This is a genomic window from Microbacterium sp. ZW CA_36 (assembly GCF_044987475.1).
GTDB lineage: Bacteria > Actinomycetota > Actinomycetes > Actinomycetales > Microbacteriaceae > Microbacterium.
This window is the reverse complement of record NZ_JBJDRL010000001.1, coordinates 224426-243048: the sequence shown is the minus strand read 5'-3', so window position 1 is coordinate 243048 and position 18623 is coordinate 224426. Positions and strand designations below refer to the sequence as shown.

Genomic DNA, 18623 nt, shown 5'->3' with positions numbered 1-18623 from the left:
ACGACATGGCACGCATCGCCGTCATCGGAGGCTCCGGCTACGCCGGACGACACATCGTCGCCGAGGCGGTGAATCGCGGCCACAGCGTCCTTGCGATCGCGCGCCGCGTCCCGAGCGAGCGCCAGCCGGGCGCGGTGTACATCGAGGGCTCGCTCACGGACGTGCCCGACCTGCTCGCCCAGCTCGAGGGCGTCGACGTCGTCGTGTCGGCCGTCGCGCCGCGCGGCGACATGCAGGGTCTCGTGCGCCCGAACATCGCCGCGCTCGCCTCGCTCCTGCCCGAGGGCGTCCGGCTGGGCGTCATCGGCGGCGCCGGCGGCAGCCTGGTCACCGAGGACGGGCAGCGGGTCGTGGACCTGCCGTCGTTCAGCGAGGAGTACAAGGCCGAGGCCCTCGAGGCGATCGGCATCCTCGAAGACCTGCAGGCGGGGCCGGAGTCGCTCGACTGGTTCTACATCCACCCCGCCGGCGGGTTCGGCGCCTACAACCCCGGCGAGCGCACCGGCTCGTACCGCACCGGCGGCGACGTCATCGTGACCGACGCCGAGGGAGAGTCGTACATCTCGGGCGAAGACCTCGCGGTCGCCATCGTCGACGAGATCGAGAAGCCGCAGCATCCCCGCAAGCGGTTCACCGTCGGCTACTGAGCCCGGATCGCTAAGAGGCAGGTCGCCGCTCGGCGGGACCTGCCTCTCGCGCTGTTCTGGGGCGCGTCAGACCAGGTCGCGCCAGTCGATGTCGGCCTCGTCGTCGTCCACGACGGGGGTCGGCGACGTGATGACCGACAGCGACACCGTCTCTGTCGGCGGGCCCATCAGCGTCGCCTCGTCGCGGCGGTGACGCAGCACGTTGTCGATGTAGCTCGTGAGCGACTCGGCGAGAGGCACCGACTTCCCCTTGGCCTGCGACAGATACCAGCGGTGCTCGAGCAGCTGGTGGAACACCTCGGCGGGCTCGAGCTTGGACCGCAGATCCCACGGGATCGCCTTGACGACCGGCTCGAAGACGCGCGTGAGCCACTCGTGGGCGACCATCTCCTCGTCGTCGCCCAGGCGCGAGATGCGCGCGCGGAACTCGTCGAGGTCGTTGAGCAGGCGGCGGGCCTGGTTCTCCTCGACGTCGAGGCCTGTCAGGCGCAGCAGCCGCCGCTGGTGGTGTCCCGCGTCGACGACCTTGGGCTGGATCGAGACCCTGGCGCCGTCGGCCGTGGCCTGGATCGACATCTCGCCGATGTCGAACCCGAGGTCGTTGAGCCGCTGCACGCGCTCGGTCAGGCGCCAGGCCTCGTCGGCGCGGAAGCTCTCCTCGTCGGTGAGCGCCGCCCACAGCGCGTGGTACGCCGACACGATGCCGTCGGCGACCGCGATGGCGTCGACGCCGCCCTCGAGGCGCCCGCCCGCCTCGAGATCCATGATCTCGCCCGCGATGTTCGTGCGGGCCACGTCGAGGTCGTGCGCGCGCTGACCGGGCGTCAGACCGCTCTCGTGCAGCTCGCCCGTCTCGGCGTCGACGAGGTAGGCGGCGAAGGCGCCGGCGTCGCGGCGGAACAGCGTGTTCGACAGCGAGACGTCGCCCCAGAAGAAGCCGACGTTGTGCAGACGCACCAGCAGCAGGGCGAGCGCATCCACGAGGCGCGTGGCGGTGTCGGGCCGCAGCACCTGCGTGAACAGGGCCCGGTAGGGGAGTGAGAACTTCAGGTGCGCGGTCACCAGCGCGGCCGGCAGCGGCTCGCCCGCGGCATCCGTGCGTCCGGCGATCACCGCGACCCGCTCGACGCAGGGGACGTCCAGACGCGCGAGGTTGCCGAGCATGTCGTACTCGCGCTGCGCCATCGCCTGCGTCGTCTCCTTGATGGCGACGACGCGGCCCGAGAGATTGGCGAAACGCACCAGGTGGCGTGAGATGCCCTTCGGGAGGAACACGATGTGCTGCGACGGCCAGTCGCCGAGCGGTGTCGACCAGGGCAGCGTCAGCAGCCCGGGATCCACGCTGCTGGCCGTGATGTTCAGGGCGTCAGGCACGTTCCCTCCGGAGAAGACAGCGACGGCGCGGGGGAATTGCTCCCACCCGCGCCGTCGCGATATGCGAAACGGTGTTACGCCGCGGCGATCGCCCGGTCCGTGAGGCGCTCGCCCGACTCGATGTCGAAGACGTGGACGTGTCCGGGGACCGGAGCCAGCGCGACCTTGTCGCCCGCGATCGGGTGACGGCGTCCGTCGACGCGCGCGACGATGTCGGTGCGCTTGCCGTTGACGTCGGCGTGTCCGTAGAGGTAGCCGTCGGCGCCGAGCTCCTCGACGAGGTCGACCGTGACCGTGAGGCCCTTGCCGTCGGCCGGGGCGACCTGGATGTCTTCCGGACGAACGCCGATCGTGACGTCGGAGCCGTGCGCCTTGCCCAGCGTGTCGGCTTCGATGCCCACGACCGTGTCACCGAACTGGACGCCGCCCTCGGCGAGGTGCGCCGGGAACAGGTTCATGGCAGGCGAGCCGATGAAGCCGGCGACGAACACGTTGTTGGGCTTCTCGTACAGGTCGCGCGGGGTGCCGACCTGCTGCAGGAGGCCGTCCTTGAGGACCGCGATGCGGTCGCCCATGGTGAGGGCCTCGGTCTGGTCGTGCGTCACGTAGACGGTGGTGACGCCGAGGCGGCGCTGCAGCGACGCGATCTGCGTACGCGTCTGGACGCGGAGCTTGGCGTCGAGGTTCGACAGCGGCTCGTCCATGAGGAACACCTGCGGCTGGCGGACGATGGCGCGGCCCATGGCGACGCGCTGACGCTGACCACCCGAGAGGGCCTTCGGCTTGCGGGTCAGGTACTCCTCGAGGTCGAGGAGCTTCGCGGCCTCGAGCACGCGAGCGGCGCGCTCCTCCTTGCCGACGCCGGCGATCTTGAGCGCGAAGCCCATGTTCTCGGCGACGGTCATGTGCGGGTACAGCGCGTAGTTCTGGAAGACCATCGCGATGTCGCGGTCCTTCGGGGGGACGTCGGTGACGTCACGGTCGCCGATCAGGATGCGGCCCGAGTTGACCTCTTCGAGGCCGGCCAGCATGCGCAGCGACGTGGACTTGCCGCAGCCCGAGGGGCCGACGAGAACCAGGAACTCGCCATCGGCGACCTCGAGGTTGAGCTTGTCCACAGCGGGGCGAGTGCCCCCGGGGTACAGACGAGTTGCGTTGTCAAACGTGACGGACGCCATGTTCTCTTCTCCTTCACCGGCAGGTACGTGCCGGACGATCCGTAGTGATGGAATGAGCGGGGGCTTTCCCGCACGCCCTTCATCGGGCGCACGAACAGTATGACACGGCGCGCACGGAGGTTGCGTCTGGGCATTTCCCAGGGTGGCTGACTAGCATCGTGGACGGCCGTTTTCCCGTTCGGCCCCGCCGGATGCCGGCTGATTTCCGCCCCGAGAGGTTCCATGTCGAGCGACGAGTCACAGAACGCCGCGTCCAGCGAGCGCCGCGACGCCGTGCGTGAGAAGGCGCAGCAGGTGAAGGTGCGACAGTCGCGGGCGCGTCTGATCCGGCGCACTTCGCTCGCGGTGGTCGCGGTCGCGTTCGTCGCCGTCATCGCCGTCGTGGTGACGTGGACCGTGTCGTCGAGCGCGTCGAAGCCGATGATGAGCCCCGCGAACGTCGTGAACGACGGCTTCGTGGTGAGCGATGTCAGGGGCGGCGGCGTCGACTCCGTGGACCCCGACTCGAACGGCTCGCTCGAGGGCGAGGCGGCCACACCGAGCCCGACCCCCGAGCCCGAGCCGACACCGACCGCCAGCCCCACCGAGGCCCCCGCCGTCGAGATCCGTGTCTATGTCGACTACCTCTCGACCGGCTCGCGCGACTTCCAGCTCGCGAACACGAAGCAGCTGTCGGAGTGGGTCGGCGACGGCGCTGCGACTCTGACCTACTACCCGGTGGCGATGCTGACGGCGAAGTCGAACGGCACCAAGTACTCGCTGCGCGCCGCCGGCGCCGCGGCATGCGTCGCGCAGCACGCGCCCGACTACTTCTTCGCATTCAACGACGCGCTCCTTCGCCAGCAGCCCGAGGTCGACTCCGACGGCTACAGCGACAGCGAGCTCGCCGCGCTCGCCATCGCGACCGGCCTGGACGGGCCCAAGGTCGTGCGCGCGTGCATCGAGGACCAGTCGTACGCCTCGTGGGCGAAGACCGCCACCGAGCGTGCCCTGCAGGAGCTGCCTGACACAGACGGTGCAACCCTCACCGGCACGCCGATGGTGCTCGTCAACGGCACCCAGTACGTGGGCAAGCTCGACGACCCCAAGGAGTTCGCCCAGTTCGTGCTCACCGTCGCGAGCGACGCGTACTACAAGGCCACGCCGACTCCCACGCCGACGCCGACGACGGCCCCCTGATCGGGTGCCCGCGCGGGCGCCGCTAGACTGGGCGCTCTGCCGACTTGGCGCAATTGGTAGCGCACCGTACTTGTAATACGGGGGTTACGGGTTCAAGTCCCGTAGTCGGCTCCACGAACCGGCAGCGGGCAAGATGGATCGGGTGACCGCATCCCGCCCGCCCGTCTGGATCGGCCTCGGCGGCGCCGCGCTCATCGGCATCCTCACCGCGGCGCAGGCCCGCATCAACGGCCAGCTCGGAGTCCGCATCGGCGACGGGTTCGCCGCGGCCGTGATCTCGTTCGGCTCCGGCCTGATCGTGGTCCTCGTGCTCTCGGCGGCGCTGCCGCAGGGGCGCAGAGGATTCGCCGCGCTGGTCACCGGAGTCCGCGGGCGCCGCGTCCCGATCTGGATGCTGTGCGGCGGCGTCGCCGGCGCGCTGTCGGTCGCGACCCAGTCGCTTTCCGTCGCCATCATCGGCGTCGCGCTGTTCACCGTGGGAACGGTCGCCGGGCAGACGGTGAGCGGCCTGCTGCTGGACCGCGCGGGCGTGGGTCCCGCCGGCATCGTCGCGGTGACGCCCGCGCGGCTCCTGGGCGGCGCCCTCGCGATGCTCGCCGCCGGCGTGTCGCTGGCCGGGGGCGTGGACGCGCCGCCCGTGCTCGTCGTGCTGCCGTTCCTCGTCGGGGCGGGCATCGCCTGGCAGTCGGCGGTCAACGGGCGGCTGCGTCAGCGTGTCGGCACACCGCTGACCGCGACGCTCGTGAACTTCATCGGCGGCACGGCGGTGCTCGGTGTCGCCGAGCTCATCCACGTGGCGGTCGCGGGCGCGCCGACGTCGTACCCGGCGGATCCGTGGCTGTATCTCGGCGGCGTGATCGGGGTGGCGTACATCTTCCTCGCCGCAGCCCTCGTGCCCTTCACGGGGGTGCTCCTGCTCGGCCTCGGCACCGTCGTGGGGCAGGTGGTCACGTCGGTCCTGATCGATGCGATCTGGCCCGCGGCGGGCGGGCCGGCGCTCGGGGTGTCGCTGCTGATGTCGACGCTCGCGATCCTGTCGGTCGTCGTGGCGGCCGTGCCCTGGCGAGCGATGCCTCGGCCGCGGCGCTGACGCTGCGGCCCGAACGGGCAGCGCTCCCCGCGGAAGAATCGGCGGCTCTCCCCGCGGACGCACGACGCACCCGTCCGGCGCTTCCGCGGGTCCCTGCCGCCGTCACATGCGCTGTCGCGCTCGAGAAGATGATGGAATGGATGGCGGCGCGACCGTCGGACCCCCGGCGTCGTCAGCCGCACCGAGGCGTCGTGCTCCGTGTGGAACCCCCGCGAGCGCGCACCCGATGCGGTCGACCGGAGAATCCGCCGGCCGCCTGTCGCGCCCCGCGTGGCCGAGACCCCGACGGCCCGGGCCGAGCGAGACCCGAAGCACGGAAGAAGAGTGAGATGTCGGCAGATCCCTATGGCAACGGTGCAGAGGTCCTCGATCCCGAGGAGGATCTGCGCACCATGATCTCGACCCGTCCGGGGCGCCATCGCGCCGTAGACCCGTCGATCGCCCGCTCCTGGCTTCTCGTGCCCGGAACGCGCCCCCAGTCGTTCGACGATATGGCGGCCTCGCGTGCCGACGCCGTGGTCCTCGACATCGAGGACGCGGTCGATCCGAGCAACAAGCCGCAGGCCCGCCAGGACGTGGTCGACTGGCTCACCGCCGGCGGTCGCGCGTGGGTGCGCGTGAACGACGCGGCGAGCCCCTTCTGGGCCGACGATCTGGCTGCGCTCGTCGGCGCGCCCGGGCTGCTGGGCATCATGCTCGCCAAGACCGAGTCGCCCGACCAGGTCACGAGCTCGTTCGACCGCCTGCGCGCCAGCGTGCCCGTGGTGGCGCTGATCGAGTCGGCGCTGGGCATGGAGGATGCCGCGCACATCGCCCGCGCGCGCGGCGCGTTCCGGCTCGCGTTCGGCAGCGGAGACTTCCGGCGCGACACCGGCATGAGCGCGGATGCCGAGGCCATGGCCTACCCGCGCGCCCGCCTGGTCGTCGCCAGTCGCGTGGGCGACCTTCCCGGCCCCATCGACGGCCCCACCGTCGGCAACAGCATGCCGACGCTGCGCGAGCACTCCGCGATCACCGTCTCGATGGGCATGACCGGCAAGCTGTGCCTGGCCGCGGAGCAGGCGCCCGTCATCAACGAGGTGATCTGCCCGACCCCGAGCGAGGTGGAGTGGGCACTGGACTTCCTGGCCGATTTCGAGGGCCGTGGCCGCGTCATCCGCGACGGCAGCGACTTGCCTCGCCTGGGTCGGGCGCAGAAGATCGAGAAGCTTGCGATGGCGTTCGGCGTCCACCCGACGTCGTGACCGCCGCACCACCCCCGACCCTCGAAGGGACACATGACATGGCTGACGACATCCGCCCGCACGAAGGCGACCGGAACCCCGGCTTCGCTCTTCCCGACTCCACCGGCACCGTCGTGCGCCCGGAGGACTTCGCCGGGCGCCGCCTGATCGTGTACTTCTACCCGGCCGCCTTCACGCCCGGCTGCACCACCGAGGCCTGCGACTTCCGCGACAACCTCGCCTCGCTCCAGGCCGCCAGCGTGGCCGTCGTCGGCATCTCGCCCGACCCGGTCGAGCGGCTCGCGGAGTGGGCGAAGGCCGAGCAGCTGGACTTCCCGCTGCTCTCCGACGAGGACCACGCCGTCGCCGAGGCGTGGGGCGCCTGGGGCACCAAGGTCGTGGGCGGCGAGGAGCGCGTGGGTCTCATCCGCTCGACCTTCGTGCTGGCCGCCGACGGCACGGTGGAGTCCGCCGAGTACCGCGTCGACCCGCAGGGCCACGTCGACCGCCTCCGGGCACAGCTCGCCGCCTGAGCGGGGTTCGGCCCGGCCGCCGACGCCCTCCCGGCAGGGAGCGCGGAGCGCCGCATCCGTCTCGATCCGCCCGCCTCCCGGGCGCCCACGTGGCGCCAGGGCGACGATGCGCCTGCCTCAGGGCATGCGGGTGACGAACGCGCGGGCGTCGACGGCCTTGCGCCGTTCCGGCCGCGAGCGCGGCGGCTTGCCGCCGACGTAGAGCCAGCCGAGCAGCTCCTCGTTCTTCTTGAGACCGTGGGCCTTCGCGACGGCCTTCGCACGCGTGTAGTGGCCGGTGCGCCAGAAGACGCCCCAGCCGGCGTCGTCGAGCAGCAGGCTCAGCATGTGCGCGACGCCCGAGGCCACGGCCTCCTGCTCCCAGCGCGGCACCTTGTGGCTCCTGCGGTAGCTCGCCACGACCGCGATGAGCAGCGGTGCGCGCAGCGGCTTCGACGAGACGCCCTTGTCGCCCTGCGCCTTGTTGATCGCGCGGCCCAGCCGCTCGCGGTCCTCGCCGCGCAGCTCGATGAGCCGCCACGGCCGCAGCGACGAGTGGTCGGCGACTCGGCCCGCGGCCGCCACGAACTGCAGCAGTTCGGCGTGGGTCGGCGCCTCGTCGGTCACCTTCGACCACGAACGGCGCGCGAGGGCAGCCTCCAGTGCTCCGGGCATCAGACGGTCCCGGCGTCGTCGCCCGGCGTGAACTGCAGCGAGATCGAGTTCATGCAGTAGCGGTCGCCCGTCGGGGTGCCGAAGCCGTCGGGGAACACGTGGCCGAGGTGCGAGCCGCAGTTCGCGCAGCGCACTTCGGTGCGCACCATCCCGTGACTGCTGTCCTCGATCAGTTCGACCGCCTCGGGACGGATCGACTCGTAGAAGCTCGGCCACCCGCAGTGCGAGTCGAACTTCGTGCCGCTCTGGAACAGCTCGGCGCCGCACGCCGCGCACGTGTACAGGCCGGCGCGGCCCTCGTCGAGCAGCTCACCGGTCCACGGCCGCTCGGTGCCGGCTTCGCGCAGCACCGCGTACTGCTCGGCGGTCAGGTCTTCGCGCCACTGGGCGTCGCTCTTGTCGACGGCGTAGTTCATGGTCTCCTCCTGGGCACAGCATCCGGCCCGTGCACTCCAGGTTCCATTCAACCCCAGCCGGTGGCGCAGCGGGCCGTCGGGTGGCGGGGTATGGGGCGCGCCAGGAACGTTCGGGGCGCGTCGCGTGCGCCCCGAACGTTCACCGGGCGCCCCAAACCCCGGAGAGCAGGACCGTGGGGGAGGATGGCGGGATGACCCAGGACCCGGATGCCGAGACCGCGGCGGTCGTGGAGCGGTACGCGCGCTTCGCGCGCGACGAGGCCCCCGGGCGCTCGGAGCTCTACGCGGGCTGGGCCGGCGGTGTGGCGGCCGATCCGGAGGTCGCCGCGATCCTCGCGCGCATCCCGGCCACGCGCCGGCAGCCGCCGCTCGTCTTCGCGGTCACGCGCATGCTCGGCGCGCCCGAGGCAGGCTTCGCGGCGTGGGCCGCGTGGCTGCGAGCCCACGCCGACCAGACCGTGGCCGAGACATCCGTGCGGCGCCTGCAGACCAACGAGCCGATGCGGTGTGCCGTCCTGCTCCCCGCCCTGGCGACGATCCCCGGGCCGATCGCGCTGCTGGAGGTCGGCGCGAGCGCGGGACTGTGCCTTTATCCCGACCGCTACTCGTACCGCTACCGCAGCGGTGGCGGCGTGGTGGCGCTGGATCCTGCCGGCGGGCAGTCGACGGTGGTGCTGGAGTGCGAGATCACCGGCGATCCGCCCCTGCGCATGCCGGAGGTGGTGTGGCGCGGCGGGATCGACCTCGATCCGCTGGACGCCGCCGACGCCGGCGATCGCCGTTTCCTCACGAGCCTCGTGTGGCCGGGAGAGGCCGGGCGAGCCGACCGCATCGCCGCAGCCCTCGACATCGCCGCGGCGGACCCACCACTGCTGCGGGCGGGTGACGCGTCCGACCCGGACGTGCTGCACGCCGCCGCCGGGGCCGCGCCGGCCGGCGCGACGCTCGTCGTGACGACCCCCGGCGTGCTCCCGCACATCCCGCGTGCCGGACGCGAGCGCCTCATCGAGGCCGTGCGGCGACTGGACGCGGTGTGGATCACGATCGATCCGCCGGCCCTGCACGAGGGGTGGCGGTCGCCCGTGGACCCCGACGCGTGGGGCGGCTTCGTGCTCGGCCGGGACGGCGAGGCGCTCGCGGCGGTGGATCCGCTCGGCTCGTTCGTGCACTGGCGCGCGTGGCGCACCGGAGAGACGGATGCCGCGGGCTAGCGTGGACGCGTGCCTCTGACCGACCGCGACCGCGCCCTCCTCGACTTCGAGGTCGAATGGCGCCGGCACGCGGGAGCCAAGGAGGAGGCGATCCGCGCCGAGCTGGGGATCTCGCCGGCACGGTACTACCAGCTCCTCGGGCGACTCATCGACACGACCGAGGCGCAGGAGCACGATCCGATGCTCGTCAAGCGGCTGCGGCGGCTGCGTGAGGCCCGCCTCCACGAGCGCGCCGCCCGCGCCGCCGACGCGCGCTGAGTCGCGGTTCGGGCCCGGACCGGCTGTCGCAGACGGAACGCCCGGCGTTCGCCGGGTAGCATCGACGGGTGCCGACCACCAGCTTCCCTCGGGATCGTTTCGACGATGTGCCGGAGACGGACCGCGTGGGCGCCCACCGGGCGGAGAACCCGCGGATGCGCGGCTGGGTCGTGCTGCTGTGGGCGGCGCTGGCCACCGTCGTGCTCATCGTCATCGGGATCTTCGGCACGCTGCTGGCGTCCGGCCGCATCGAGCTCGTGCCGACGCCGACTCCCACGGTGGCGCCCGTCCCCGAGGTCACGCCGGTGGTCGACATGAACTACGACGTGATGATCCTCAACGCGACTCCCGAGCAGGGACTGGCCACGCAGATGAAGGACGTCGTCGTGGGCGCTGGATGGGCCGACGACAAGGTCACGGCGGGTGAAGCGGGCTCGCAGGACTTCCCGACGACCACCGTCTTCTACGTGGATCCTGCCGACGAAGCGGCTGCGGCCGGCCTCGCCGGCGTCATCGGCGGCGCGGAGATCGAGCAGAGCGAGGCCTATCCGGCCACCTCGCCCGATGTCCCTCAGCTGACGGTCGTGATCGGCCTCGACCGCACCGCCGCGGGGCAGACGCCCGCACCCACTCCCTGATCGCCGGGCGTCGTGTTTCGCGCCGGTAAACACTTGTATTCCTGCGTGTCAACAAGTGACGAATCACGCCGAGGCCGAGTTTTCGCCTGCATACGATGAAGCCCTGCACCGCCGGCTACAGGAGATTCGCATGACCCAGGGCACCGTCAAATGGTTCAACGCCGAGAAGGGATTCGGCTTCATCACCGTCGCCGACGGCCAGGACGTCTTCGTCCACTACTCGAACATCGACATGTCGGGCTTCCGCGTGCTCGAAGAGGGTCAGACCGTGGAGTTCACGGTCGGCTCCGGCCAGAAAGGCCCTCAGGCGGAGTCGGTGCGCGTCGTCTGACCAGCCGACCCAGCGCCCGGCGCTGACATGACCCAGGAGACGGGATGCCGCGAGGCATCCCGTCTCCTCGTATGTCGGCATCCGTCACCGCGGCTTGCACTCGATAGGGTCGAGTGCCAGAATGATTTAGCACTCGTGTTTGTTGAGTGCTAATACCCAAAGCCAACGTTCCGGAGGGACGACACACACATGGCAAAGATCATCGCTTTCGACGAGGAGGCCCGCCGCGGCCTCGAGCGCGGCCTCAACATCCTGGCCGACGCCGTCAAGGTGACGCTCGGCCCGCGCGGTCGCAACGTCGTGCTCGAGAAGAAGTGGGGCGCACCCACGATCACGAACGACGGTGTCTCCATCGCCAAGGAGATCGAGCTGGACGACCCGTACGAGAAGATCGGTGCGGAGCTCGTCAAGGAGGTCGCCAAGAAGACCGACGACGTCGCCGGTGACGGCACGACCACCGCGACCGTTCTCGCCCAGGCGCTCGTGCGCGAGGGCCTGCGCAACGTCGCAGCCGGCGCCGACCCCATCTCGCTCAAGAAGGGCATCGAGAAGGCCGTCGCCGCCATCACCGCCGAGCTGCTCGAGTCCGCCAAGGAGGTCGAGTCCAAGGAGCAGATCGCTGCCACGGCATCGATCTCGGCCGCTGACCCGGAGATCGGCGCGCTGATCGCCGAGGCCATCGACAAGGTGGGCAAGGAAGGCGTCGTCACCGTCGAGGAGTCGCAGACGTTCGGCACCGAGCTCGAGCTCACCGAGGGCATGCGGTTCGACAAGGGCTACATCAACCCCTACTTCGTCACGGACCCGGAGCGCCAGGAGGCGGTCTTCGAGGACCCGTACATCCTCATCGCGAACCAGAAGATCTCGAACATCAAGGACCTTCTGCCCGTCGTCGACAAGGTGATCCAGGACGGCAAGGAGCTCGTCATCATCGCCGAGGACGTCGAGGGTGAGGCTCTCGCGACCCTCGTGCTCAACAAGATCCGCGGCATCTTCAAGTCGGTCGCCGTCAAGGCTCCCGGCTTCGGCGACCGTCGCAAGGCGCAGCTGCAGGACATCGCGATCCTCACCGGCGGCCAGGTCATCACCGAGGAGGTCGGTCTCAAGCTCGAGAACGCCACCCTCGACCTGCTCGGCCGTGCGCGCAAGGTCATCGTCACCAAGGACGAGACCACGATCATCGAGGGTGCCGGCGACCCCGGACAGCTCGAAGGTCGCGTCACGCAGATCCGTCGCGAGATCGAGAACACCGACAGCGACTACGACCGCGAGAAGCTTCAGGAGCGCCTCGCCAAGCTCGCGGGTGGCGTCGCCGTCATCAAGGCGGGCGCGGCCACCGAGGTCGAGCTCAAGGAGCGCAAGCACCGCATCGAGGACGCCGTTCGCAACGCGAAGGCGGCCGTTGAGGAGGGCATCGTCCCCGGTGGTGGTGTCGCCCTTATCCAGTCCGGCCGGAAGGCGCTCGACGCCCTCGAGCTGACCGGTGACGAGGCGACCGGTGCCAACATCGTGCGTGTCGCGATCGAGGCCCCGCTGAAGCAGATCGCCCTCAACGCCGGTCTCGAGCCGGGCGTCGTGGCGAACAAGGTGTCGGAGCTCCCCGCGGGCCACGGCCTCAACGCCGCCACGGGCGAGTACGGTGACCTGTTCGCACAGGGCATCATCGACCCCGCCAAGGTGACCCGTTCGGCGCTGCAGAACGCTGCGTCGATCGCCGGCCTCTTCCTCACGACCGAGGCCGTCGTCGCCGACAAGCCGGAGAAGGTCTCGGCCCCGGCCGGCGACCCGACCGGCGGCATGGACTTCTGATCCCGCCCCTCGCGTAACGCGTACACGGAACGGCCCCTCCTCGCGGAGGGGCCGTTCTGCGTTCGGGGGATCAGCGGAACAAGATCAGCGGAACAGGCTCGTCGTCGCCAGTTCGGTGTCGGCGTACTGGCGGCCGGCGGCGGCGAGCGACGCGTTGATGCTGGCGAGGGACTCCTCGACCTGGCGCTGCGTGGCGCGCCACTGCTCGACGACACCCGCGAATGCCGCAGAGGCAGAGCCGGTCCACGAGGACTGCAGCTGGGTCAGCTGTGAGAGCATCGCGTTCGACTCCGCCTGCAGCCGGTCGATCGTGCCGCGCACCGTGGCGGTCGAGGTGAGGATGCTGTCGCTGTCGACGGTGAAGACGGCCATTCGGGACTCCTGATCAACGTGCGGCGGCCGGATGCCGAACCCGCGGTGCACGCCACGCTAGGGGCCGGGGATGCGCGGGAAACGGCATCCGTCGTCATCTGGGGACGGAGACGCGGAATCGCCGGCGGGGGAGGAGGCGCGTCACTCCGACGCGTCGGCCAGGCGCGGCATCGGCTGGGTCAGGACGTCGAGGTGCTCCGCAGCGGCGCGGGCGTCGGCCAGCGGGAACGCGACGCGGAACGTCGCGCCGCCGCCTGGGGTGTCGACGACGTCGACCGAGCCGTGCAGCGCCTCCACGATCGATGCCACGATAGACAGACCGAGCCCGGAGCCGCCCGTCTCACGCGTTCGCGACGTGTCGGCCCGCCAGAAGCGCTGGAAGATCTTGTCCTTGATCTGATCCGGCACGCCCTCGCCGTGGTCGACGATCTCGATCCAGCCCATGCGGGAGCGCGCGTCCGTCCCGACGCGCAGCTCGATGGGCGAGTCGTCGGCGGTGAACCGTCGCGCGTTGCCGAGGAGGTTCGTCACGACCTGGCGGATCCGGTTCTCGTCCCCGAGCACGATGGGCGGAAGCCCGTCCGCAGGGGCGGTGCCGTCGGGATCCGGCAGCAGCGGGGGCAGGGCGGATGCCGCCGCTCCGGTCGCCGGCACGGGCTTCGGACGCCGTCGCAGCAGCGACAGCGTCGCGCCGGCCCGGGAGATCGCCGAGGTGCTTCCGGTGCGCCGCTTCTCGTCGGCGACGCCCGCCGCTTCCTCCTCGACCGGCCGCGCAGGATGCTCGACCGTGGTGTCGATGACGGTGACCGGGCGTGCGGGGGAGGCCGCACGGACGTCGAGTGCGGCATCGCGGGCGACGGGGCGCAGGTCGACCGGACCGATGACGACGTCGCGGCGCTCGTCGAGGCGCGCGAGGGCCAGCAGGTCCTCGACCAGCAGCCCCATGCGGATCGCCTCCTTCTCGATGCGCTCCATGGACTGCGCGACGTCCTCGTCGCCGCGCACGGCTCCCATGCGGTACAGCTCGGCATAGCCGCGCACGGTCACCAGCGGGGTGCGCAGCTCATGGCTGGCGTCGCCGATGAACCGCCGCATCTGCCGCACGGTCGCATCGCGCTGCGTGATGGCGGCGTCGACGCGGTCGAGCATCGCGTTGATGGCGGTCTTGAGGCGGCCGACCTCGGTCGTCGTGGGCTCGATGTCGGTCATGCGCAGGCTGAAATCGCCCGCGGCGATCGCGTCGGCCGTCGATTCGACCTGGCCGAGGCTGCGGAAGGTGAGGGTGACGAGGTAGCGGGTGGCCACCGCCCCGCCCACGAGGATCAGGATGGCGAGGATGCTGTAGATGCCGATGTACGACGCGATCGTGCGGTTCACGGTAGCGAGGGGGACGGCGACCATCTGCGTGTAGAGCAGTCCTGTGTTGGCCAGTTCCTGCACCGTGACGGTTGCGCGGAATTCCGTGTCGCCATCCTCGGAGGATAGCGTCGCGATCCGCAGCTCCTGCGACTGCGCGACGTCCAGGGGGAACGCCGAAGGGAACGCCGGCTCCGGGCCGCCTCGCCCTCCCGCGGTCTCGAGCAGCTTGCCGTGGGTCGGTTCGTAGACCGCGACGAAATAATCCGTCGGCGGCGCGTTCGTGATCGGCTCGGCCTCGAGATTCCCCTCGTTGGCGCTCAGATCCATCAGTGGGCCTGCCGCATCCGTGCGGGCGAGCGAGTCCACCTGCGTGTCGACGCCGTCGATGAGCGAGTTGCGCAGGAAGGCCGCCGTGCCGACGCCGGCGGCGATGAGGCCGACCGCGAGGAGCGCGACGGTGACCCCGGTGACCTTCGCGCGCAGACTCGTGCCGCGCCACCACCGGGTGATCGCGTCGGGCTTCTGCGCCAGATCGTCCCCCTTGCTCGCCGCCGCTAGGCGGTCTTGCCGGCCTTCAGCATGTAGCCGAAGCCGCGCTTGGTCTGGATGAGCGGCTCCGACGAGTGCGGATCGATCTTGCGGCGGAGGTACGAGATGTAGCTCTCGACGATGCCGGCGTCGCCGTTGAAGTCGTACTCCCAGACGTGGTCCAGGATCTGCGCCTTCGACAGCACGCGGTTGGGGTTCAGCATGAGGTAGCGCAGCAGCTTGAACTCGGTGGGGCTGAGGTCGATGGAGGCCTCGCCGACCTGCACGTCGTGCGTGTCCTGGTCCATCGTGATCTCGCCTGCGCGGATCACGGACTCCTCGTCCGCCTGCATCGTGCGGCGCAGGATCGCCTGGATGCGGGCCACGATCTCGTCGAGGCTGAAGGGCTTGGTGACGTAGTCGTCACCGCCGGCGTTGAGGCCGGTGATCTTGTCCTCGGTCTCGTCCTTCGCGGTCAGGAAGAGGATGGGCGCCGTGTAGCCGGCGCCGCGGAGGCGCTTGGTGACGCTGAACCCGTTCATGTCGGGCAGCATCACGTCGAGGATGATGAGGTCCGGTTCCTCTTCGAGGACGGCCGAGATCGTCTGAGCGCCGTTGGAGACGGCCCGTACCTGGAATCCGGCGAATCGCAGGCTCGTGATCAGCAGATCGCGAATGTTCGGTTCGTCGTCCACGACGAGGATGCGCGGTGCGGTCATGCCCTCATTATGTCGGCGGAATCCATGCGGCGTCTGGATATCTGCGACGCGGCCCCGAATTCGTCCACGCGTCGGTGCGGCGGATCTCGAACCTCGAGCGGCCACTGCGGGGGCGAGGAAGGGTAGCGTCAGGGCCAGGCGAGCCGTTCGCTGTTGCGCGATGGATCGAGGTGACGTCTGCCGTCCGCGCGCTTCCCCTGACGCCCGCACGTCGACGAGAGGAGCCGTCATGAGCCACATGCTGATCATCGGAGGGGGCCTCGCCGGCGGTACGGCGGCCGAGGCCCTGCGCGACGAGGGCTTCGACGGCGACATCACGGTCGTCGCCGCAGAGCCGCATCCGCCCTACCAGCGACCCCCGCTGTCGAAGGGGTACCTCGCGGGGAGCGAGGGGACGGATGCCGTCATCCTGCACCCCGCCGAGTGGTACGCCGAGCGGGGCATCCGGCTGATCACCGGCGTGGCCGTGCGTGCGCTCGACGCCGCCGCTCACACGGCGGAGCTCGAGGACGGGACACGACTGGGCTACGACGCCGTGCTGCTGGCGACCGGTGCGACGCCGCGCATGATCCCGCTGCCCGGCCACGAGCTGCCCGGCGTCGTGACGCTGCGTCGCCTCGACGACTCGGACGCGCTCGCCGCGCAGCTGCGCGACGGGGGCCGGCGGCTGGTGGTCATCGGTGCGGGGTGGATCGGCATGGAGGTCGCCGCCACCGCGCGTGGCTTCGGCAACGACGTGGCGATCCTCGAGCGCGACGACGTGCCGCTCGCGGCCGCGCTCGGCCCCGAGATGGGGGAGGTCTTCCGGGGTCTGCACCTGGAGCACGGCGTGGACCTGCGCACGTCGGTCGCGGTGGAGCGCATCGCCGGATCCGACCGAGCGGAAGGCGTCGTCGTCGACGGTGAGACGCTCCCCGCAGATCTGGTGCTGGTCGGCGTCGGCGCCGCACCCGACACCGCGCTCGCCGAGGCGGCCGGCCTCGACATCCTGAACGGCGTCCTCACCGATGCGGCACTGCGCACCAGCGCACCCGACGTGTACGCGGCGGGGGACGTCGCCAACCCGTTCCACCCGGTGCTGCAGCGGCATCTGCGCAGCGAGCATTGGGCGAATGCGCTGAACGCCGGCAAGGTCGCGGCGCGGTCGATGCTCGGCAAGCCGGCATCCTTCGACGACATCCCGTACTTCTACACGGATCAGTTCGACCTCGGCATGGAGCTGTCCGGCTACGCGCCGCTCATGACGGATGCCGAGCTCGTCGTCCGCGGGGATCTCGCGGGCCGGGAGTTCATCGCGTTCTGGGTCGACGCCCCCGATTCCACAGGCAGGGGTCGCGTGGTCGCGGGTATGAACGTCAACGTCTGGGACGTGAACGAGACCGTGCAGGCGCTGATCCGATCGGGCGAACGGCTCGACGCGGAGCGCCTGCGGAATGCGGACGTGCCACTGACTAGCCTTCTCCCGTGACCCTCGCTCCCGATTCGGCCCCCGCGCTGCTCACGGGAGTGCTCGATCTTCCCGGCGGCCCTCTCGACCTCGCGCGGCACGTCGCGGTCATGGCGATCGTGAACCGCACGCCGGACTCCTTCTACGACCGTGGTGCGACTTTCGCCCTCGACGCCGCGGTGGCAGCCGGTGTCGCCGCCGCCGAGGCGGGAGCGGAGATCGTCGACGTCGGCGGGGTGAAGTTCGCGCCCGGACCCCCGGTGCCGGTCGAGGAGGAGATCGCACGCGTCGTGCCCGTGGTGCGCGAGCTGGCGCCGATCGCGCGCGTGAGCGTCGACACGTTCCAGCCCGAGGTGGCACGCGCCGCCATCGAGGCCGGTGCCGCGATCATCAACGACACGACGGGCCTGCACGACCCGGCGATGGCCGACGTCATCGCGGAGGGCGGCGCGGGCGTCGTCATCGCCCACAGCCTTGCCGCGCCCCGGACCCCGCATCCGCTGCCTCGCTATCACGACGTGATCGGCGACATCGCCGGCTTCCTGGCCGACCGGCGCGAGCTCGCGCGCGAACGTGGCGTGCCCGACGCGCGGATCGTGCTCGATCCGGGCCACGACCTCAACAAGAGCACGCGTCATTCGCTCGAGCTGACGCGGCGGCTCGACGAGCTGACCGCGCTGGGATCCACGCTCCTCGTCGCTCTCTCGAACAAGGACTTCGTCGGCGAGACGCTCGATCGTGACCGCGGCGACCGTCTCTCGGGTTCGCTCGCCGCGGCGGTGTACTGCGTGCTCCACGGCGCCCGGATCGTCCGCGCCCACAACGTGCGCGAGACCGTGGACGCGATGCGCATGGTCGAGGCGATCCTGGGCTGGCGCGAGCCGGTTCTCGAACTGCACAACGCCCGCGCCGAAGGGAACGCCTGATGCCGACCCGCCACGAGCTCTTCGTCGCATATGAGCTGCCCGACCGGGCCGAGCCGCGGGTGCGCATGAACTTCGTCTCGAGCGCTGACGGCGCCGTCACGCTCGGGGGGCAGAGCGGCGCCCTCGGCGGCGACACCGATCGCACGCTCATGCAGGTGCTGCGCGCGATGGCCGACGTCGTGGTGGTCGGCGCCGGGACCGTGCGCGCCGAGGGCTACGGCGGACTGCAGGTCGACGCCGACCACGTCGAGTGGCGGCGTGCGCACGGCCTCGCCGATCAGCCGGCCCTCGCCGTGGTCAGCGGCGGCCTGCACCTCGAGCCAGACGATTCCGTGTTCGCCGAGGCGACGGGGCGCCCGCTGATCGTCACGACGGATGCCGCCGCCGACGCCCGCGGCGATCTCTTCGCAGCGGTGGCCGAGGTGCTGCCGTGCGGCGCGGCGTCGGTCGATCTCGTCGCCGCGCTCGACGCCTTCGCCCGCCGGGGATGGAATCAGGTGCTGTGCGAGGGTGGCCCGCACCTCTTCGGCGCGCTGCTCGACGCCGGCCTGGTCGATGAGGTCTGCCTCACCGTGGCACCCCGATTCGTGGGCGGCGACGCGGGACGCATCGCACAGGGTGCGGCCGAGTCCGATCGCCGGTTCGCGCTCGCCGGAGTCGTGACGGACGAGGACGGATTCGTCTTCCTGCGCTACGTCGTGGTGTGACGCCGCCGGGCGGGCGCGGGCCTG

The 18623-nt window shown here is 70.8% G+C and carries 20 protein-coding genes and 1 tRNA gene; 14 read left to right on the top strand and 7 right to left on the bottom strand.

Annotation, left to right across the window (positions count from 1 at the left end; genetic code table 11):
- The first annotated feature begins 5 nt into the window (after nucleotides 1–5).
- Nucleotides 6–647, top strand: a complete 642-nt coding sequence (locus tag ACI3KX_RS01090) for an NAD(P)H-binding protein (protein ID WP_349428173.1) — start codon at nucleotides 6–8, stop codon at nucleotides 645–647.
- A gap of 66 nt (nucleotides 648–713) precedes the next feature.
- Here the strand turns inward: ACI3KX_RS01090 and ACI3KX_RS01085 are convergent, their stop codons facing one another.
- Both ACI3KX_RS01085 and ACI3KX_RS01080 read right to left on the bottom strand, forming a co-directional pair.
- Entirely contained in the window at nucleotides 714–2021 is a 1308-nt protein-coding gene (locus tag ACI3KX_RS01085; RefSeq protein WP_308869903.1) for a DUF4032 domain-containing protein, read from the bottom strand.
- A gap of 74 nt (nucleotides 2022–2095) precedes the next feature.
- A complete protein-coding gene (locus ACI3KX_RS01080) occupies nucleotides 2096–3199 on the bottom strand; it encodes a sn-glycerol-3-phosphate ABC transporter ATP-binding protein UgpC (RefSeq protein ID WP_308869902.1) in 1104 nt (367 codons plus the stop codon).
- A gap of 222 nt (nucleotides 3200–3421) precedes the next feature.
- Here ACI3KX_RS01080 and ACI3KX_RS01075 point away from each other — a divergent pair, with 222 nt between their 5' ends.
- The 5 genes from ACI3KX_RS01075 (at nucleotide 3422) to bcp (ending at nucleotide 7224) form a co-directional block, all read left to right on the top strand.
- Nucleotides 3422–4378: a thioredoxin domain-containing protein gene (locus ACI3KX_RS01075; protein WP_349428172.1), complete on the top strand. Its 957-nt coding sequence runs from the start codon at nucleotides 3422–3424 to the stop codon at nucleotides 4376–4378.
- Between the two features lie 38 nt (nucleotides 4379–4416).
- Nucleotides 4417–4492 (top strand) — tRNA-Thr (locus tag ACI3KX_RS01070).
- Nucleotides 4493–4511: 19 nt separating this feature from the next.
- Nucleotides 4512–5468 (top strand): DMT family transporter, encoded by a 957-nt coding sequence (locus tag ACI3KX_RS01065; RefSeq protein WP_404907186.1) that lies wholly within the window; start codon nucleotides 4512–4514, stop codon nucleotides 5466–5468.
- A 392-nt stretch (nucleotides 5469–5860) separates the two neighbouring features.
- Complete coding sequence (locus ACI3KX_RS01060; protein ID WP_404907265.1) at nucleotides 5861–6712, top strand: HpcH/HpaI aldolase/citrate lyase family protein; 852 nt, start codon at nucleotides 5861–5863, stop codon at nucleotides 6710–6712.
- 38 nt (nucleotides 6713–6750) lie between these two features.
- Nucleotides 6751–7224: a thioredoxin-dependent thiol peroxidase gene (bcp, locus tag ACI3KX_RS01055; protein WP_404907184.1), complete on the top strand. Its 474-nt coding sequence runs from the start codon at nucleotides 6751–6753 to the stop codon at nucleotides 7222–7224.
- Between the two features lie 117 nt (nucleotides 7225–7341).
- Here bcp and ACI3KX_RS01050 read toward each other — a convergent pair whose 3' ends face one another.
- Complete coding sequence (locus tag ACI3KX_RS01050; protein ID WP_363353382.1) at nucleotides 7342–7878, bottom strand: nitroreductase family protein; 537 nt, start codon at nucleotides 7876–7878, stop codon at nucleotides 7342–7344.
- Nucleotides 7878–8294 carry a peptide-methionine (R)-S-oxide reductase MsrB gene (msrB, locus tag ACI3KX_RS01045; RefSeq protein ID WP_363353380.1) on the bottom strand — a complete coding sequence of 139 codons (417 nt, stop codon included), beginning with the start codon at nucleotides 8292–8294 and terminating at the stop codon, nucleotides 7878–7880. The genes ACI3KX_RS01050 and msrB overlap by 1 nt, the downstream gene beginning before the upstream one ends.
- 191 nt (nucleotides 8295–8485) lie before the next feature.
- On the opposite strand from msrB, the gene ACI3KX_RS01040 reads away from it, so the two are divergent.
- The 5 genes from ACI3KX_RS01040 (at nucleotide 8486) to groL (ending at nucleotide 12541) form a co-directional block, all read left to right on the top strand.
- On the top strand, nucleotides 8486–9505 hold the full coding sequence (locus ACI3KX_RS01040; protein WP_404907182.1) for a DUF2332 family protein: 1020 nt from the start codon (nucleotides 8486–8488) through the stop codon (nucleotides 9503–9505).
- Nucleotides 9506–9514: 9 nt separating this feature from the next.
- Nucleotides 9515–9763 (top strand): DUF3263 domain-containing protein, encoded by a 249-nt coding sequence (locus tag ACI3KX_RS01035; RefSeq protein WP_404907180.1) that lies wholly within the window; start codon nucleotides 9515–9517, stop codon nucleotides 9761–9763.
- Between the two features lie 68 nt (nucleotides 9764–9831).
- Nucleotides 9832–10401 (top strand): LytR C-terminal domain-containing protein, encoded by a 570-nt coding sequence (locus ACI3KX_RS01030; protein ID WP_363353375.1) that lies wholly within the window; start codon nucleotides 9832–9834, stop codon nucleotides 10399–10401.
- A 130-nt stretch (nucleotides 10402–10531) separates the two neighbouring features.
- Nucleotides 10532–10732: a cold-shock protein gene (locus ACI3KX_RS01025; RefSeq protein ID WP_045298154.1), complete on the top strand. Its 201-nt coding sequence runs from the start codon at nucleotides 10532–10534 to the stop codon at nucleotides 10730–10732.
- Between the two features lie 189 nt (nucleotides 10733–10921).
- On the top strand, nucleotides 10922–12541 hold the full coding sequence (gene groL / locus ACI3KX_RS01020) for a chaperonin GroEL (RefSeq protein ID WP_349428163.1): 1620 nt from the start codon (nucleotides 10922–10924) through the stop codon (nucleotides 12539–12541).
- Between the two features lie 84 nt (nucleotides 12542–12625).
- Here the strand turns inward: groL and ACI3KX_RS01015 are convergent, their stop codons facing one another.
- From ACI3KX_RS01015 to ACI3KX_RS01005, 3 genes are all read right to left on the bottom strand, one after another.
- Nucleotides 12626–12913 (bottom strand): WXG100 family type VII secretion target, encoded by a 288-nt coding sequence (locus ACI3KX_RS01015; protein WP_349428162.1) that lies wholly within the window; start codon nucleotides 12911–12913, stop codon nucleotides 12626–12628.
- 141 nt (nucleotides 12914–13054) lie between these two features.
- Complete coding sequence (locus tag ACI3KX_RS01010) at nucleotides 13055–14638, bottom strand: sensor histidine kinase (RefSeq protein ID WP_404907178.1); 1584 nt, start codon at nucleotides 14636–14638, stop codon at nucleotides 13055–13057.
- 188 nt (nucleotides 14639–14826) lie between these two features.
- On the bottom strand, nucleotides 14827–15519 hold the full coding sequence (locus ACI3KX_RS01005) for a response regulator transcription factor (RefSeq protein ID WP_308869889.1): 693 nt from the start codon (nucleotides 15517–15519) through the stop codon (nucleotides 14827–14829).
- A 229-nt stretch (nucleotides 15520–15748) separates the two neighbouring features.
- On the opposite strand from ACI3KX_RS01005, the gene ACI3KX_RS01000 reads away from it, so the two are divergent.
- The 3 genes from ACI3KX_RS01000 to ACI3KX_RS00990 are packed head-to-tail and all read left to right on the top strand — an operon-like array spanning nucleotide 15749 to nucleotide 18599.
- Nucleotides 15749–16987 carry an NAD(P)/FAD-dependent oxidoreductase gene (locus tag ACI3KX_RS01000; protein WP_404907176.1) on the top strand — a complete coding sequence of 413 codons (1239 nt, stop codon included), beginning with the start codon at nucleotides 15749–15751 and terminating at the stop codon, nucleotides 16985–16987.
- The gene (folP, locus tag ACI3KX_RS00995) at nucleotides 16984–17892 is read left to right on the top strand and encodes a dihydropteroate synthase (protein ID WP_404907174.1); all 909 of its coding nucleotides are present in this window, start codon (nucleotides 16984–16986) and stop codon (nucleotides 17890–17892) included. Before ACI3KX_RS01000 ends, folP begins: the two co-directional genes overlap by 4 nt.
- The gene (locus ACI3KX_RS00990; RefSeq protein ID WP_404907172.1) at nucleotides 17892–18599 is read left to right on the top strand and encodes a pyrimidine reductase family protein; all 708 of its coding nucleotides are present in this window, start codon (nucleotides 17892–17894) and stop codon (nucleotides 18597–18599) included. Before folP ends, ACI3KX_RS00990 begins: the two co-directional genes overlap by 1 nt.
- Nucleotides 18600–18623: the final 24 nt, after the last annotated feature.